The organism is Burkholderia sp. BCC1972 (assembly GCF_905339605.1).
Classification (GTDB): Bacteria; Pseudomonadota; Gammaproteobacteria; order Burkholderiales; family Burkholderiaceae; genus Burkholderia.
This window is the reverse complement of sequence record NZ_CAJPGH010000020.1, coordinates 129401-142995: the sequence shown is the minus strand read 5'-3', so window position 1 is coordinate 142995 and position 13595 is coordinate 129401. Positions and strand designations below refer to the sequence as shown.

Below are 13595 nucleotides of genomic sequence, written 5' to 3'. Positions count from 1 at the left end.
CGCGCGGCCGCGAAAAATTCATGCGGCCGCGCGCCTTTGCGGGGTGCAACCCCGGCGAAACGACAGGCGGGGCCGGCGCCCCGCCGCCCGCGTCAGCGCGACGCTTGCGGGAACCGCGCGCCCGGCGGCGGTTCGGGCCGTGTCGACGGCACGCTCTTGCGCACCTTCGCGACCTGCGCGGCCGTCACCGGCGCGCCCGTGTTGCCCCAGCTCGTGCGCACGAAGTTCGACACGTCCGCGACTTCCTGGTCCGACAGGCGCCAGCCGAACGGCGGCATCGTGAAGGTCGACGGCGCGGTGTGCGTTCCCTGCAGCGCACTGCCTTCCAGCACGACGTGGATCAGCGAGGTCGGATCGTCGCCCTGCACGACCGGGTTGCCGGCGAGCGCCGGGAACACGCGCGTGTAGCCGTGGCCGTCGCTGCGGTGGCAGGCCATGCAGTTGTCGCGATAGACGGCCGCACCCGGCTTGCTTGCGTCGCCCGTCTGCAGCGCCTTCGCGGCAGCCGCGTCGTACACGTGCGGCTGCTCGCCCTGCACGCGCGGCGGCAGCGTCTTCAGGTAGCGCGCGATCGCGTTCAGGTCGTCGTCGGTCATGTGCTGCATGCTGTGGCCGACCACGTCCGTCATCCCGCCGAATGCGGCCGTGCGCAGCGTGCGGCCCGTCTTCAGGAACTGCACGATCTCGGCGTCGTTCCACGTGCCGAGGCCCGTGCGCGGCTCGCCGCGCAGGCTCGTCGGCACCCAGCCGTCGATCGCCGCGCCGCCGGCCAGGAAGTCCGGGCCGTCCGCGTCGGTCAGGCCGCGCTCCTGCATCGTCGGCGCGCGCGGCGTGTGGCACGCGCCGCAGTGGCCGAGACCCTGCACGAGATACGCGCCGCGCGCGACCACCGGATCGGTGTACGGCGCCGCATCGAACGGCTTCGGCGTCGGCGCGAACATCTTGCGCCAGATACCGAGCGGCCAGCGCATCGACAGCGGCCACACGATGTCGACCGCGCGGTTCTGGTGCTCGACGGGCGCGACGCCGTGCATGAAGTACGCGTACAGCGCCTTCATGTCGTCGTCGGTCAGGCGCGCATACGACGGGAACGGCATCGCCGGATACATCGTGTCGCCGTTCTTGCGCACGCCTTCGCGCACCGCGCGCGTGAAGTCCTCGTAAGTCCAGCCGCCGAGGCCCGTCTTCGGGTCCGGCGTGATGTTGGTCGAATAGATGCCGCCGATCGGCGTGTCGAACTTCAGCCCGCCCGCGAACGGCTTGCCGCCGTTCGCGGTGTGGCACGCGATGCAGTCGCCGGCACGCGCGAGGTATTCGCCACGCTTGATAAGGGCCGCGTCGGCGGATCGAGGCGCGGGTGCGGCGGCCGCAGCGGAAGCCGCCGCAGGCGCTGCCGGTTGCGCAAATGCCGTCGTGCCCGCGAAGCCGAACGCGGCCCAGATGGCGCCGGCCGCCAGCGCGCGCGACACCCGGCGCGCGACGTCGTGGTTCATCGTCCTCTTCATACGGTCACCAGCGGGGCAGGATTTTTCAGGTATTGCTCGCGGATCGCGCGTGCCGACCAGTAGGCCAGCGCCGCGATGATCCCGGTCGGGTTGTAGCCGATGCCCTGCGGCAGCGCCGATGCGCCCATCACGAACACGTTGTGCACGTCCCAGCACTGCAGGTAACGGTTCAGCACGCTCGTCTTCGGGTCGGTGCCCATGATCGCGCCGCCGACGAGGTGGGTCGTCTGGTAGGCGCGCGAATCGAAGTGCTTGCCGAACTCGCGCGTCGACACGCCGATCGCCTTCGGCCCCATCGCTTCCGCGATCTTCTTCATCTGCCCGGTCACGTACTGCGCCATCTTGATGTCGTTGTCCTTCCAGTCGAACGTCATCCGCAACAGCGGCTGGCCGTATGAATCGCGATAGGTCGGATCGAGGTCGAGATAGACGTCGCGGTACGACATGTTGGTGCCGTGCGCGTCCATCGAGATCGTGTGCGCGTAGTTGTCCTTGACGGCCTTCTTCCACGCGGAGCCCCACTGTGGCGTACCGGGCGGCGTCGCGATGCCGCTGATCGGCTTCACGCCGGCCTGGTTCACCCACAGCGGCGAGCCGCCGACGAAGCCGAGCGGGCCGTGGTCGAAGTTGTCCGCGTTGAAGTCGTCCACCGCGACACCGTTGCCGCCCGCGCCGATGAACGGGTTCGTGTAGGTGTCCTTGTCGAAGAACGCCTTGATCGTCGACAGGTTCTGGTACGCGAAATTGCGGCCCACGACGCCCTCGCCCGAGATCGGGTCGTACGGCTTGCCGATGCCCGACAGCAGCAGCAGGTGCACGTTGTGGTACTGGAACGCGGCCACGATCACGAGATCGGCCGGCTGGTGCACTTCGCGCCCGGCCGGATCGACGTAGGTCACGCCCGTCGCGCGCTTCTTCGTGTCGTCGAGATCGACGCGCAGCACGTGGCACTTCGAGCGCAGCTCGAAGTTCGGCGCCTGCTTCAGCGCGGGCAGGATGTTCAGGTTCGGCGACGCCTTCGAGTACATGTAGCACGCGTAGCCGCTGCAGTAGCCGCAGAAGTTGCACGGCCCCATCTGCACGCCGTACGGGTTCGTGTACGGGCCCGACGTGTTCGCCGACGGCAGCCGGTACGGATGCAGGCCGAGCGATTTGGCCGCGTCGGAGAAGCGCTGTGCCGAATACGTGTTCAACTGCGCGGGCAGCGGGAAGTTGTCGCTGCGGTTCGCTTCGAACACGTTGCCGTCGCCGACCACCTTGCCGCCGACCTTGTACGCCTGGCCCGACGTGCCAAACACCTTCTCGGCGAAGTCGAAATGCGGCTCGAGCTCCTCGTAGGTCACGCCCGTATCCTGGATCGTCATCCCTTCGGGGATGAACTTCCTGCCGTAGCGCTCTTCATAGTGGCTGCGCAGGCGCAGCTCTTCCGGCGTGATCCGGAAATGCACGCCCGACCAGTGCAGCCCCGCGCCGCCGACGCCTTCGCCCGGCAGGAACGCGGCGAGCTGCCGGTACGGCAGCGCGGTGTCCTGCAGGCCGTGGCGGATCGACACGGTCGTCTTCGACAGGTCCAGGAACAGCTTCTTGCGGATGTTGTAGGTCAGCTCGTCGATCGTGTTCGGATACGCGCCGTCCGGATAGGTGTCGCGATATTCGCCGCGCTCGAGCGCGACGACCTTCAGGCCTGCTTCGGTCAACTCCTTCGCGAGGATCGCGCCGGTCCAGCCGAAGCCGACGATCACCGCATCGACGTGCGGCTTTTTCTCTGCGGCCATCAGCTGCGCTCCCCGTTGATCGAGACGGGCCCGTACGGATAGGGCTTGCCGCTCTGGTTGACGAAATCCATGAAGTCCGCGCGCGCGCCCGGAAAGCCGATCATCTTCCACGCGGCCATGTCGTGATTGCCGCCGTGCACCGGATCGCAGAAATAGCCTTCGCGCGTGTTCTGCAGCAACTGGCCGAAGAACACGCCGGGCGGCACGTCGTCGATCTGCGCGCCGCCCTTCTCCAGCGCGCCGAGCACGGTGTCGCGCGTCGGTGCATCGAGATCCGCGAACGCCTTGCCGTGCGCCTTTTCGCAATAGCGGTTGACGGCCGCGATACCGAGCCGGTAGATGTCGCGCGGCACCAGCTTCAACTGGTAGCCGAGCTCGGGCACGCCTTGCTGGAACGGCCCCTGCATGTACCACGTCGCGCCGTGCGCATACGGCGTCTCCATCTGGCGGTCGATGAATTCGGGCACGCCGGATTCGAGCGCGCCGGGGCCTTCGGTGTCGGCCGGGATCAGCCGGTCGACCGCGGCCTGGACGAACGCCCACTCCTTCGCATCGAAGAAGGTCGGCTTGTACGGGGCGCGTTCGGCGCCGGACGATGCGGCGGGCGCGTTGCCGGCCGTCGTCGCGGACGGCGACGACGAACGCAGGTCGCAGCCGGCGACCGACGCGATCGGCACGAGCGCGACCGACGTGCGCAGGAAACGGCGGCGCGAGTTGGGTTTGTCAGGTGGCGTGGACATGGTCGGATGTTGATCGTTGGGGATCGGGATCCGGACGCGCGCACTCCGCATGCGTCGTATCCGGTATGGCAGCCATGCCGCACGCGGCCAGCCGTCCTGTTCTTTCGTGTGCTGCGAACAACCTCGATGCGGGCACCGGCCGCGCGATGCGCAGCGGCGACTTCATGCAGCCGCGCGGCGCACCGGCTCCGGCAGCGCCGCACGGATCGACCTCTTATCGGGCTCTATCGTCAGACAAATACCATCTTTCTTCCGGCATTTGCCCCTCATCGCCATGACCCTGTTTCAACTTAGACGCCGCGTTTGCCGACGGCAAGCGAGACGTGCACGACCCTCTTTCGAGCACTGGGCGACGAGTGCCGCGAATTATATATGGAACCGGTTCCATTACGAGGGGGTTCGATGCAATTCAATGCATCGAAAATCGCAACAATCAAAAAAACAGGAAGCCGGAATGCGCAAGGATGGCGCAATGGCAGACGGATGAAGGCAGCGGGCTGGCGTTTGTTCCGCGCTGGAGATGTCGGATGGCTGTCTCTGTCCAGCGACGCGGCACCGCGTGATGGCGTCGGCGTGCGTCCGCATCATCCGTCGGCCGACATCCGGACTGCGCTGGCTGTCGGCGCGCGCGACGGCGTGCCGGTGATGCTCGAAGTCGATGCGCAGCACTTGCACCTGCAGGGCCACACGTTCTTCGTCGCCGAAAACGGCGTCTGGCTAGCCGATGCCGTGCCGGCCGAATGCCTCACGCCGATCGATACGCGGGCGGGCCGAACCGCCCGCCCGTCACCACGGCCAGAACATCGACGCGATCGACAGCGCCAGTGCCGCACACAGCGGCGAGTAACACAGCGAATCCATCCGCGCGAAACGCGACCCGCGAATCCGCTTGAAGAAGCCGACGTAACGGAAATCGCCGACGGCGCGCACCGCGAAGATCAGTGCGAACGCAACGACCGCGAACGCGATCGCATTGGGATACGCGTTGCGCCCCAGCCAGCCGGCACGCGCGGCCACCACCCACGCGCCGCCCAGCAGCGCCGCCGCGACGACAAGCGTGCCGATGGCGGTCGGCCGCAGCAGCGGCACGCCATCCTGTTCCGGAATCGCCGCACGCTTGCCGCGCCGCCCGCCCAACGCCCAGTAGGCGTGTACGAGCGCGATCGCACAAAGCGTCGGCACGCTGAAATACGCACCGGTCATGTCGGTAGTGTCCTTGTCTCGTTGTTCTGCCGGAAGGATCCGGCACGCGGCCCCGGCCCGCGCCACGCATGACGATACCGAAACCCGGCATCGCGTGCATTGCGACGTCCGGTCGCAACCCGTCGCAGCGCATGGTGCGATGCAGTGCGCGCGACTACCGCACGGGCCTGCCACTTGACTTCCCTTGGCGCGCTACTACCCTGTTATTCCAGTACTGCGGTCGGCATGCCGCTCGCACGACGACGATAACGAAGGCCATGGAGGCGACTCATGCTGATCGGTGTGCCGAAGGAGATCAAGAACCACGAATATCGCGTCGGCCTCACGCCGGCCAGCGCGCACGAACTCGTGCGGCACGGCCATCGCGTGCTTGTGCAGCGCGGCGCGGGCACCGCGATCGGCCTGCTCGACGACGACTACACCGCCGCCGGCGCATCGCTTGGCGACGACGCCGACGAAGTCTTCGCGCGCGCCGACATGATCGTCAAGGTCAAGGAGCCGCAGCCGGCCGAATGCGCGATGCTGCGGCGCGGCCAGATCCTCTATACGTATCTGCATCTCGCGCCCGATCCCGGCCAGGCCGCCGCGCTCGTGAAATCCGGCGCGGTCTGCATCGCGTACGAAACCGTGACGGGCCCCGGCGGCGGCTTGCCGCTGCTCGCGCCGATGAGCGAAGTGGCCGGACGCATGTCGATCCAGGTCGCGGCAACCCACCTCGAAAGTCCGCGCGGCGGCCGCGGCCTGCTGATGGCCGGCGTACCCGGCGTGCCGGCCGCGCACGTCGTCGTGCTCGGCGCGGGTGTGGTGGGCACCGGTGCGCTGCAGATGGCGGTCGGCCTCGGCGCGCGCGTCACCGTGCTCGACAACAACGTGAACCGGTTGCGCCAGCTCGACCTCGTGTTCGCCAACCGGATCGCGACCGTCTGTTCGAATGCGCATACGGTCGACGAAGCCGTGCGCGATGCCGACGTCGTGATCGGTGCGGTGCTCGTGCCGGGCGCATCGGCGCCGCGGCTCGTCACGCGCGACATGATCGCGACGATGCGCACGGGCGCGGTCGTCGTCGACGTCGCGATCGACCAGGGCGGCTGCTTCGAGACCTCGCATGCGACGACGCATGCGGACCCGACCTTCGTCGTCGACGGCGTCGTGCACTACTGCGTCGCGAACATGCCCGGCGCGGTCGCGCGCACGTCGACCTTCGCGCTGAACAACGCGACGCTCGGGCATGCGCTCGCGCTTGCAGACAAGGGCTGGAAGCAGGCCATGACCGACGATCCGCACCTGCGCGCGGGCCTCAACGTCTGCGACGGGCACATCACGTACGAAGCGGTCGCGCAGGCGCTCGGCCTGCCTTATGTGCCGGCCGCCGGCGTGCTCGCATGACGGTGCCGGCATGACGTGAACGCATGGCGGGCGGCATGCGCCGCCGGCCATGCGTTCACGTGCCCTTCGACCGGCTCCGCTTCGTCCCGCTGCCCTTGCCCATCGTCCGTGCCAGCAACGGCCGCAGTTGCGCGAGCGTACGCGTGTTCAGCACGTCGGGCCGCGTCAGCCAGCCGCGCCGTGCCTGATCGACGCCGTACGCAAGGTTGTCGAGTTCGTCGGCGTTGCATGCATCCGAGCCGATCGCGACCGGCACGCCGGCCTTCGCGGCCTCCCGGCACCAGATGTCGGGCAGATCGAGCCGCCGCGGCTGGGCATCGAGCTCGACGAAGCAGCCGCGCGCCGCGGCCTGCGCGATCACGCGCGGCACGTCGAGTTCGCATGCATCGCGCTCGCCGAACACGCGGCCGGTCGGGTGCGCGAGAATCGTGAAATGCGGATGGTCCATCGCGCGCAGCATGCGATCGGTCTGCGCGTCGCGCGACAGGTCGAAGCCGTCGCATACCGCGCCGACCACGAGATCGAGCCGGCCGAGCATCGCATCGGGCACGTCGAGGCTGCCGTCCTCGTGAATGCCGGCTTCCACGCCCTTGAGCAGCACGAAATCGTCGAAAGACGCATTGACACGATCGATCTCGTCGAGCTGCCGCGCGAGCCAGTCGAAATCGCTGCGACCGCGGCCGGCGTGCGGCGCGCGGTCGGTCACGGCCAGGTACGCGAGCCCGCGCGCACGGGCTGCCTCCGCCATGGCGCGCAGGCTGTCGCGGCCGGCCGACGCGTCGGTATGCGCATGCAGGTCGCCGTGGAGATGCTTGCGCTCGACCAGCGCCGGCAGCGCGCCGGCGCGCGACGCGTCGATCTCGCCGCGATTCTCGCGCAGTTCGGGCGGCACCTCGTGCAGCCCGATGGCGGCGTAGACCGACGCCTCGGTGTCGCCGGCAATCCGCTCGTCCCCGCGAAACACGCCGTATTCGTTGATCTTCAGCCCGCCGGCCTGGGCGATCCTGCGCAGCGCGATGTTGTGCGCCTTCGATCCCGTGAAATAGACGAGTGCCGCGCCGAACGCATCGGCATCGACGACGCGCAGGTCGACCTGCAACCCGCTCGCGAGCACGACGCTCGACTTCGTCTTGCCGTGCGCGAGCATGCGCGCCACGTCGCCGCAGCCGACGAACGCAGCAGCGACGGCGGCCGGGTCGCGTGCGGTGACGAGGATATCGAGATCGCCGACGGTTTCGCGGCGCCGGCGGAAACTGCCGGCCGGCACGGCCTGGCCGACGCCCGCGACCGCGCGCAGGCGGTCGAGCAACGGCATCAGCGATTGCGTGGCATCGGGCAGCAGGAAGCGTTGCGGTTCGCGGTGCAGGCGATCGTCGATTGCGTCGAGCAGATGGGCTTCGGTTTTCGCGCCGAAGCCCGGCAGTTCGCGCACGTGCCCGTTCTTCGCCTCTGCCCGCAACTGTTCGAGCGAATCGACGTGCAGCGCATCATGCAGCGCCTTCACGCGTTTCGCGCCCAGCCCCGGCACGTCGAGCAACTCGACGATCGCGCCCGGCAACGCATGGCGCAGCGTTTGCTGCAGCTCGCAGGTGCCGGTCGCGGCGATCTCGCGCAGCTTCGACGCGAGATCGGACCCGATCGACGGAATCTTGCCGAGATCGTCGCCGTGCGCGATCATCGTCGGAATATCGCGGCCGTAGTCGGCAATCGTCCGTGCGGCGTTGCGGTAGGCCCGCACGCGGAACGGATTGGCGCCCTGGATCTCGAGCATGTCGGCGATCTCGGCGAACACGGCCGCGCACTCGGCATTGTGGATCGGCATGGTCGGCGTGGCTCCCTTCCACGTGGATGGCGCCGTGCGCCGGCGCGGCGGCGTATGCGCGCCCGGCACCGCATGTCAGGATGTCGACGCTGCCGGGCGCACGACCTTCATCGTACGCCCGCTGCGCAGCGCGCGCAGCGCCGTTGCGGCGGCGACGTCAGAGGGAGGCGCGCGGTGTCGTGGCGTATTGCCGCTCGTAGATCGACTGGCAATGCGTGCAGCGTTCGGCGCTCGGGCGCGCCAGCAGGCGCTCGTAGCCCACCGAGCCGTCGCAATCGATGCATTCGCCGTAGCTGCCGTCGCGCATCCGCTGCTGGGCGCGGCCGATTGCACGCAGTTCGGTCAGCTTCATGCCGATCAGCGCATGATCGACGTCGACGAACAGATCCGCGTTCGCCTCGTCGCCCTCGTCGGGCGCCGCGCCGGCAAGGTCCGCATAGGATTCCGACGCGCGATGGTCCTCGCTCGTGCGGATCTCCGCACGCAGCGCCTGCTCGCTCTCGTTCAGCCGCTGTTTCAGCGTCTGCCATTGTTGTTGGTCGAGCGCCATGGCCGTGTCTCCTGTTCCGGGTTCCGCGCGAAAAAGTGCGGCGCGCGGTGTCGCGCCGGTGCGCGGCGCGGAGGCGTCACCGCCTGCGCCGCACGTCCGGGGGTGCGCCCGGCAGCACGAAGCGCAGGACGCATTCGACGCAGGATAAACCCATTGAACACGCGTGTGTTGACCCGAATCAGCTTGCATGCCGCGCGCCCAAAAATCGGGGACGGACGCGAAAACGCGACCACGCCGGATTCGTCCGATGCAGACGCGACCGTATCGATCGAGCCGTCGGGCCGGACGGCGTCACCGCCCGTCAGGCATCGGCACGGACGATGTCGAGCAACGCGCGCGCCGAACGCTGCCAGCTGTACTGCTGCGCACGCTCGCGGCCCATCGTGCGCAGCCGCGCACGCAGTTCGGGATCGTCCATCACGCGAGCGATCGACGCAGCGATATCCGGTGGCGAATAGGCATCGCAGAACAGCGCCGCCCCGCTGCAGACTTCCGGCAGCGAGCCCTCGTGCGACACGATGACGGGGCAACCGCACCGCATCGCCTCGAGCGGCGGCAGGCCAAATCCTTCGTACAACGATGGAAAAACGAAGCATCCCGCGTGCTCGTACAGCGCCTTCAGCTCGCCGTCGCTCACATAACCGGCCCACGTGACGTACGGATCGTCCTCGCGCAGGCCGGCCTCACGCACACCGAAGATCTTCGCATTGGCGCCGCCCGCGATCACGAAGCGCAACGTCGGGTGCGATGCCCGCATCAACGCGATCGCGGCCAGCGCGCGCACGAGATTCTTGCCGGGCGCGAGCGACCCGACGAACAGCACGTAGCCGTCCGTCTCGAGATTCAGGCGCGACAGCACACCGCGATCGGCATCGATCCGGTCGATATGGTCGACGGCACCCGGCACGACGGACAGGCGTGCCGGCGGCACGCCGAGCCGCGCGGCGAGCCGCGCCCGCGAAAAATGCGACACCGTCACGATATGGCGGGCGCGCCGCTTCAGGATCGAGAACGCGAAGCGGTACCACAGACGGAACGCGAGCGAATAGCCGGCCGGCAGATCGAAGATCGCCGCATCGTGGATCATCAGCAGCTGATCGCGCTTCGCCAGCGGGCCGATGTTGCACAGGCTCAGCAGGGTCCGGCCGCGTGTCGTGCGCGGCAGCGTCCATTGTTCCCACAGCGTGCCGCGCCGGCGCCCGGTGGTCTGCGACCGCACGCCGGCCGGCATCGCCGCCGGATCGTGATCGGACGGCACGACGAGCGACGGTTCGTCGCCGGCGTTCGCGATGCGCGCGAGTTCGGCCGTCAGTTCGTATGCCGCGCGCTGGACGCCCGTCATGCGCTGCGCGGTGAATTTCCCGTTGATTGCGAGGCGGCGCAGCCGCATGGTGTGCGCGGCTGTGCCGACGCCCCGTTCCGCGCGCGCTTCCTGAAGTACCGGTGCGCTTCGCTCCCGAATCGACGTTGACATGATCGTGACTGTTCCGATGGCTGCGACGCGACGAAGCGCCGCCGGACACTCCGCGGCGCGGAATGCTGATGTGCCGTCAGTGTGTCCGCGGCCGTCGTTCCGGTCGGTACGTTCGACCGCACAACGCACGGCTTTCCCGACGCTTCGCTATCCTCAGAAAGCGTTGCGCCCGATGAAACCTCGCACGATCGTCAGCAGGATGATCTTCATGTCGAACCAGAAGCTCCAGTTCTGCATGTAGAAGAGATCGAATTTCACGCGGGCCGCCATCGCCTCGACCTTGCGCGTCTCGCCGCGATAGCCGTTCACCTGCGCCCACCCGGTGATGCCCGGACGCACGCGATAGCGGTACATGTAGGAGTCGATCAGCTGCCGGTAGAGATCGTCGTGTTCGATCGCATGCGGGCGCGGCCCGACGACCGACATCTGACCGAACAGCACGTTGAAGAACTGCGGCAGCTCGTCGAGCGACGTGCGCCTCAGGAACGCGCCGACGCGCGTGATGCGCGCATCGTTGCGCGACGCCTGCCGCACGACGCCCGGCTGCGCGCGATGCACGCGCATCGTCCGGAACTTCAGGATGTCGAACTCGCGGCCGTCCACGCCCTTGCGGCGCTGCCTGAACAGCACGGGCCCCGGCGACGACAGCTTGACCGCGACCGCCAGCATCGACAGCAGCGGCAGCAACGGAATCAGCACGCCGACCGCAAACAGCCGGTCGAACGCGAACTTCGCCCACAGCTCCGGCGCGGAGCTCGGCGTGGTCGCGAGATTGATCGCCGGCATGCCGAGCACGTCGGTCGCGGAGCGATCGACGACCGCCATCTGCCGCACGTCGGGCAACAGCCTCAGTTCGACGAATTCGTCGCGCAACTCGCGCACGATGCGCTGGATCCGCCATTCGTGCGACATCGGCAGCGTAAGCCACACCTCGTCGATCCCGCCGCCGCGAATCATGTCGCGCAGCGCGGCCCAGTCATCGATCACCGGTACGCCGCCGATGCCGCCTGCGGCGGCCGGCGCGTCGTCATCGAAGACGCACGCCGCCACGAACGGGCCGTTCGGCGCGAGCTGCATCCGCTCGACCGCCACGCGCCCGTACGCCGTTGCGCCGACCACGGCAACACGGCGTTGCCGCGCCCGCGGGTCGTTGCGCGTCAGCACCCACGCCAGCAGCGCGGCACGGCCGAGCAGCAACGCCGCGTCGCCGGCCAGCACCGTGCGCACGATCCAGCGTGTCGTGACCGTGCCGCCGCGATTCATGATCCACATCGTGCCGGCCACCGTCAGCACGCTCGCGCAGACGACCGCCACCAGCGTCTGCGTCAGCACGTGCGCGCCGCCCTGCGCCGCCACGCCGCCGCGCACGGTGCGCAGGTAGCGCGGCAGCAGCGCCACCGTCAGTACACACAGCAGCGCGATCGCGCCGCGCTGCGCATCGGACAGCTCGCGCCACGCCAGGCCGGATGCCGCCTGCGCCGCAAGCGCCCCAGCCAGGACGAGCACGACGTCGACCGCCGCGATCGCGGCGCGCCGCATCGTATTCGTTCCACCGGACATCGACTGCATCGTTATGCACCATGTGCCGGGAATCCGCCACGCACCTCCGGCATGCGCGGGCGAAGCGGCGCCTGCCTCGTATTGCCGCGCGCCCCGAGCAAGCGGCGATAGTCGGCGCGAATCAGGTCGTAGCATTCACACGCGTGGTGTTCGAGACCGTCGCGGTCGAGCACCGTGATGCGGCCGCGGCGCTGCCGGATCAGCCCGGCTTCCTGCAGGTTGCCGGCCGCCTCCGTCACGCCTTCGCGCCGCACGCCGAGCATGTTCGCGATCGTCTGTTGCGTGACGGGCAACTCGTCGCCGTCGATGCGGTCGTGCGCGAGCAGCAGCCAGCGGCTCAGCTGCTCGCTGACCGAGTGATGCCGATTGCACAGCGCGGTGCGCGAGATCTGCGCCATCGTCGCCTGGCAGTAGTTGAGCAGCAGCCGGTACGTCTGCGGCGATCGCTCGAATTCGGCACGCATCACGCAGCTCGGCACGCGATACGCCATCCCGCCGATACGCACTTCGACCCGGCTCGATGCCGCGACGCCGCCGACCAGCGTGCCGAGGCCGACCACGCCTTCGCGGCCGACCACCGCCACCTCGACCATCGCACCGTCTTCCATCAGGTGCTGCACCGACATCATCGACGTCGTCGGAAAATACAGATGGCGCATCGGCTCACCGACCCGGTCGAGCATCCCGGCCTTGATCCGGACCAGTTCCAGATGCGGTGCGATGGTACGGATGCTGTCCTCCGGGAGGGCATCGAGGATGGCGTTCGCCGTGTAGCTCGAGTGAAGATGAAGCATGTCTGTATCCCTTTTATTGTCCGCGCCGCGTGCAGCCGCAAGCACGGAACTCGTTATCGCGATGCGCGCCCGGACGTTGACAGTGGTTGCGGCCCACAACCCTGATTCCGACTGGTCATCGGCTTGTTATCGCCGGATCGAGTCGACGTCGCGTTTCGACGCGCGAATTCGAATAAGCGATTTACGTGCCAATACCCGTCCATCCTTAATATATGAATCACGCCTGATTTAGATCGCCCGAATATGCGGCCTCGCCACATAAGAAACGTCTCATTTCCGGACACTCTGCCGGCGACGGACACAGCGCGTGATTTGACTGATCAATTCAGATGTAAGGAATCAGGGCAATGGAATCGGAACCATGAGGCTTATCGTTCAAATACTTACAGCCGTTTTTCAATTGTTTCCGTGATGTCCCGGGCCGTACTTCCCCGCGTGGCCGCACCGCACACGCTCGTTTGAAACTGTCTCAAATTTGAATCGGCACACGCGCTTCCCGTTCTGTAACCCAGCGCACACATCGCTCCCACACCATTGATTCTCAAGGCAATTCAGGCGAGCCCCGTTTATTTGTCAAATAATGTTCAATGTTCGCCCGATGATTTTCACGTACGATGCGCAGCGCCATCCGATTGATTCCCGATCCACCTTGAATGTCCGATCCGGACAGCATTCCGTTTCCGAATGATTAATTCGACGCGAATGAATCATTAAATTCACGTGACGTTTCCGCTCAAGCAAAATCGTCAAACTTTGTGAAATGACGTAATGTGAAACTGATCGGAT

General features: G+C 67.5%; 10 protein-coding genes. 1 reads left to right on the top strand and 9 read right to left on the bottom strand.

Annotated features, from left to right (window positions below):
* Positions 1–92: 92 nt before the first annotated feature.
* The 4 genes from U5798_RS25825 to U5798_RS25810 all read right to left on the bottom strand — a co-directional run bounded on the left by U5798_RS25825 (position 93) and on the right by U5798_RS25810 (position 5223).
* The gene (locus U5798_RS25825) at positions 93–1505 is read right to left on the bottom strand and encodes a cytochrome c (protein ID WP_322083626.1); all 1413 of its coding nucleotides are present in this window, start codon (positions 1503–1505) and stop codon (positions 93–95) included.
* Positions 1502–3280 carry a GMC family oxidoreductase gene (locus U5798_RS25820; protein ID WP_322083625.1) on the bottom strand — a complete coding sequence of 593 codons (1779 nt, stop codon included), beginning with the start codon at positions 3278–3280 and terminating at the stop codon, positions 1502–1504. Before U5798_RS25820 ends, U5798_RS25825 begins: the two co-directional genes overlap by 4 nt.
* Positions 3280–4020 (bottom strand): gluconate 2-dehydrogenase subunit 3 family protein, encoded by a 741-nt coding sequence (locus U5798_RS25815; RefSeq protein WP_322083624.1) that lies wholly within the window; start codon positions 4018–4020, stop codon positions 3280–3282. The genes U5798_RS25820 and U5798_RS25815 overlap by 1 nt, the downstream gene beginning before the upstream one ends.
* Before the next feature lie 786 nt (positions 4021–4806).
* Positions 4807–5223: a DUF3995 domain-containing protein gene (locus U5798_RS25810; protein ID WP_124447925.1), complete on the bottom strand. Its 417-nt coding sequence runs from the start codon at positions 5221–5223 to the stop codon at positions 4807–4809.
* A 270-nt stretch (positions 5224–5493) separates the two neighbouring features.
* Between U5798_RS25810 and ald the strand changes: the two genes are divergently transcribed.
* Positions 5494–6609 carry an alanine dehydrogenase gene (ald, locus tag U5798_RS25805; RefSeq protein WP_124447927.1) on the top strand — a complete coding sequence of 372 codons (1116 nt, stop codon included), beginning with the start codon at positions 5494–5496 and terminating at the stop codon, positions 6607–6609.
* 55 nt (positions 6610–6664) lie between these two features.
* Here ald and polX read toward each other — a convergent pair whose 3' ends face one another.
* The 5 genes from polX to U5798_RS25780 form a co-directional block, all read right to left on the bottom strand.
* Positions 6665–8431 (bottom strand): DNA polymerase/3'-5' exonuclease PolX, encoded by a 1767-nt coding sequence (gene polX / locus U5798_RS25800; protein ID WP_322083623.1) that lies wholly within the window; start codon positions 8429–8431, stop codon positions 6665–6667.
* A gap of 157 nt (positions 8432–8588) precedes the next feature.
* Positions 8589–8981 (bottom strand): TraR/DksA family transcriptional regulator, encoded by a 393-nt coding sequence (locus U5798_RS25795; RefSeq protein ID WP_124447931.1) that lies wholly within the window; start codon positions 8979–8981, stop codon positions 8589–8591.
* 301 nt (positions 8982–9282) lie between these two features.
* Positions 9283–10371, bottom strand: coding sequence for a glycosyltransferase family 1 protein (locus U5798_RS25790; RefSeq protein ID WP_322083622.1), 1089 nt, complete (start codon positions 10369–10371; stop codon positions 9283–9285).
* A 237-nt stretch (positions 10372–10608) separates the two neighbouring features.
* On the bottom strand, positions 10609–12015 hold the full coding sequence (locus U5798_RS25785) for an undecaprenyl-phosphate glucose phosphotransferase (protein WP_322083621.1): 1407 nt from the start codon (positions 12013–12015) through the stop codon (positions 10609–10611).
* Between the two features lie 11 nt (positions 12016–12026).
* Complete coding sequence (locus U5798_RS25780) at positions 12027–12809, bottom strand: Crp/Fnr family transcriptional regulator (RefSeq protein ID WP_124447937.1); 783 nt, start codon at positions 12807–12809, stop codon at positions 12027–12029.
* Positions 12810–13595 lie beyond the last annotated feature (786 nt).